We start from the raw sequence: 878 nt of genomic DNA on the forward strand, positions 1-878 counted from the left end.
ATTTGATAATGTTGCTGCAGGTCAACAATTAGCTGCAACTATGTTTGATAATGGAGTTAAAGCAATATTTACAGCAGCTGGTGGAGTTGGAGTTGGAGCTATAAATGAAGCTAAAGCTAGAGCTAACGCTGGAAAAGAAGCATGGATAGTAGGTGTTGACGTTGACCAATATGCAGATGGAATTTACAAAGACAATAAATCTGTAGTATTAACTTCAGCTATGAAAATGATAGATACAGCTACTTTTGATATGGTTAAAGATGAGTTAGATGGAAAATTCCAAGGTGGAAAGACTTTAATATTTGATGCTAAAAATGATGGTATTGGTATTCCAAAAGAAAATCCTAATTTAAGTAAAGAAACTTCAGATAAAGTTGCTGAAGTACTTAAACAAATTAAAGACGGAAAGATTACTGTATCAGATAAACAAGGTGATTTAATTAAGTAATTTTATAGAGTTTATATAAAAGAATTAATAACATAGGAAAAGACGGAAGTACCGTCTTTTTCTTATATACACCTAAATTTGTTTAATTTTACAATTTGACAATAAAAAGGAATAGAGATGATGTAATTAAAAATCTTTTAATTAATAAAGGGAGGATACTTAATGAGTTATGTAGTAGAAATGCTTAACATTCGAAAAGAGTTTCCAGGGATTGTAGCAAATGATAATGTAACTTTACAGCTAAAAAGGGGAGAAATCCATGCTCTTTTAGGAGAAAACGGCGCTGGTAAATCTACATTAATGGGAATGTTATTTGGAATGTATCAACCAGAGGCTGGAATAATAAAAGTAAATGGAAAAGAAGTGAAAATTTCTAGTCCGAATGTAGCAAATGATTTAGGAATAGGTATGGTTCATCAGCATTTTAAAC

General features: G+C 31.0%; 2 protein-coding genes. Both read left to right on the plus strand.

Features of this window, described 5'->3' with window-relative positions; genetic code table 11:
* Positions 1 to 448 (plus strand): BMP family lipoprotein (locus ACYUEX_RS18670; protein ID WP_460289458.1); only part of this gene is annotated, 448 nt, incomplete at its 5' end.
* A gap of 162 nt (positions 449 to 610) precedes the next feature.
* On the plus strand, positions 611 to 878 hold a 268-nt coding region (locus tag ACYUEX_RS18675; protein WP_460289459.1), incomplete at its 3' end, for an ATP-binding cassette domain-containing protein.

It is taken from the genome of Clostridium sp. CTA-7, assembly GCF_054768095.1.